The sequence below is a fragment of the Wolbachia endosymbiont of Glossina morsitans morsitans genome, assembly GCF_000689175.1.
In the GTDB taxonomy this organism is placed as follows: domain Bacteria; phylum Pseudomonadota; class Alphaproteobacteria; order Rickettsiales; family Anaplasmataceae; genus Wolbachia; species Wolbachia pipientis.
The window spans coordinates 11,186-13,584 of record NZ_AWUH01000172.1 but is presented as its reverse complement, the minus strand read 5'-3'; the positions used below and the strand labels follow the sequence as shown (position 1 = coordinate 13,584).

Annotated in this window: 3 protein-coding genes and 2 pseudogenes; all 5 read right to left on the bottom strand. The window is 31.3% G+C overall.

The genetic code is table 11. The features are described from left to right. Positions 1 to 47 precede the first annotated feature (47 nt). Positions 48 to 308: pseudogene (locus WGMM_RS04425) on the bottom strand (ABC transporter permease); the annotation flags it as partial. Between the two features lie 133 nt (positions 309 to 441). Continuing rightward, a pseudogene (locus tag WGMM_RS05900) lies at positions 442 to 711 on the bottom strand (cupin domain-containing protein); the annotation flags it as partial. 61 nt (positions 712 to 772) lie between these two features. Continuing rightward, positions 773 to 1,057 (bottom strand): hypothetical protein, encoded by a 285-nt coding sequence (locus WGMM_RS05895; protein ID WP_081818083.1) that lies wholly within the window; start codon positions 1,055 to 1,057, stop codon positions 773 to 775. Further along, positions 1,032 to 1,769: a hypothetical protein gene (locus WGMM_RS04415; protein WP_081818082.1), complete on the bottom strand. Its 738-nt coding sequence runs from the start codon at positions 1,767 to 1,769 to the stop codon at positions 1,032 to 1,034. Before WGMM_RS04415 ends, WGMM_RS05895 begins: the two co-directional genes overlap by 26 nt. Before the next feature lie 128 nt (positions 1,770 to 1,897). Then, a partial coding sequence (locus WGMM_RS04410) for a phosphomannose isomerase type II C-terminal cupin domain (RefSeq protein ID WP_038250647.1) occupies positions 1,898 to 2,399 on the bottom strand: 502 nt, incomplete at its 5' end.

The window sequence follows — 2,399 nt, the reverse complement described above, 5'->3', positions numbered from 1 at the left end:
ATATCTTTTTTTCTATTCTAGATTGATTAACTTCAAGCAACATTCTAAATTCTCTCAATAGATTTTGAAACTGCGTAGTAATCTGAATTTATGTTCCTATCAAAATAAACGTTAATATGGCCATCAATGCCAAGTATTGAGTCAAGCAACTTTGCTCTGAATCCGTTCATCACAGACATCACCACTATTAGTGTTGCAACTCCAAGGGCAATGCCGATAATACAGAACAAACTCATTATAGAGCAAAATCTGGCATTTCTTGCTCGCAAATAGCAAGCAGCCATAGTAATTTCAAAGGCAATGGACATTACAAAATATTTTGAGGTTAGACATTATATTTTTGAAACTTCGTATAATTGTAGACTTTCCTTTATTTAAAAACTAGAGATTTTTGCTTCCTTAAATTTAGCAGACTTATAGAGTATCTTTAACATTAGAATTTCAAAATCTTCCATATACATCATCCAATCTCACTATATCATTATCAGATAAATGCTCTCCTATCTGAAATTCAACTATTTCAAGTGGAAAGCTTGTGCTTCTATTTTCAATCCTATGGGAAACTTCCCTTGGGATTTCTATCATATGATCCTTTGCTATAGCATATTCTTTGTCTTCTAAACTAACATATCCAACTCCTGATAGCACTATATGGTATTCATCTCTATAGTGATGGAATTGCTTATCAGATTTTGCTGATAAGGGATTCATCTCAGATATTTTATCCCTCATTGGAAATAAGCGAGATTGGGAAGCAACTTTTGGTGATGGCCTAGTTTTTTTCTCCACATCTATATTCAATACTTTGCGCATTAGGACTTTCTTTTGCTTGATTTTGTTTGAATTTTTTTCTTATCTCTTGTACTTTAACATCGATATTATAATTAATTTCTTTTTCCATAGAAGATACTACCATTTCTAGCTTTGTGCTTGATTTTTGATCAGTATGACCTAACTTTTTAAGTTTTAGTGGTAATTCAGGTTTATCTTTAGTTGATTTGGGAACAGTTCCTACTACTTTTGGTTTCTCTTTAACTTCTTGACCAGCAGTAAACATTTTTTTTTGGCAATGGGGGTGCTATTGATGGTTTTGGCAATATTGGAGGTTTAGATTGTTGTTTTTGTTTAAGTTCTCTTTTTGCTTCCATATGTTCTTTAGGAACTGTTACATAAATTAGCTCTTCTCTAGGCGATTTTGAACTTTGTGAATTTTCTGTTAAAATTTTACTCTTCTTCTCTTGATAATTTGATATCTCTGTGTATCCAGGCTTTTCATCTAATGAATTTCCATGGCCTGAATCATTATAATTAACTTCTACTTGTCTATCTTCTTTTAGAAAACTGCGTTCTGGCTTTTCTGGAGCTATTGCAATATTTCCTCTTTCAACTTGCTCCAAACCTGAAATTTTACGATAAGCCTCTAGATATTCAAAGATTGTCATTGAAGTAGGAGGAGGTAATTTATCAATAAAACTACTTATATTCTTAACTGGAACATTTCTTCCCGAGATTCTATTCAATATTTCCTTTAATATCTTAAGACCTGATGGCTTTCCATTCATCGATTTTACATAATCAATTGAGTCACTACGTATAACAAACTTAGCTACATCTTCTGCCTTATCTGTAAAACGCTTTAATGCCTGAGATAAATCCCTTACCGTTTTATTATAATGTCTCATAGTTACTAACTCATTTCTTGCTTTTATAGCTTCTTTAAGGAAACCGAGATTTTCTCTATAATTGTCATTTTTAAATGGATCCTTCATATTAATTACAACTCATTATTTATTAAAATATGGGTATAGGTTTAAAATATTAAGATTTAGTAAATATTATTTTTTACATAAAGCAGCTACACCCATATTATAAATTGCCAACAAATGCATTTATGGCGTTACCATATTCTTCCATATACATCATCCAATCTCACTATATCATTATCAGATAAATGCTCTCCTATCTGAAATTCAACTATTTCAAGTGGAAAGCTTGTGCTTCTATTTTCAATCCTATGGGAAAATTCCCTTGGGATTTCTATCATATGGTCCTTTGCTATAGCATATTCTTTGTCTTCTAAACTAACATATCCAACTCCTGATAGCACTATATGGTATTCATCTCTATAGTGATGGAATTGCTTAGAAGTGCAGCTTAATGGATTGATAAAAAGATATTTTATAAGAAAATTTTCGCTCATTAAAATTATACTACAAAATCCCCATGGTTTAACTTCTTTCCTTATCACCTTTACTTTCTTAACTTTATGAATAAATGAAATTAGACTTTTGTTTGGTTGCTTACAAGCTCCACTCAATAAATTTTTATTACTTTCTGTCGTTGAAACTGGTTCTTTTTCTCTAATCACATGCTGAAATGATGCCGGTTCTTTACTAAAC

What these genes read in the sequence shown, in the direction of transcription:
- WGMM_RS05895 (WP_081818083.1), bottom strand. Translation starts at nt 1,057, where the DNA reads ATGTTTACTGCTGGTCAAGAAGTTAAAGAGAAACCAAAAGTAGTAGGA.
- WGMM_RS04415 (WP_081818082.1), bottom strand. Translation starts at nt 1,769, where the DNA reads ATGAAGGATCCATTTAAAAATGACAATTATAGAGAAAATCTCGGTTTC.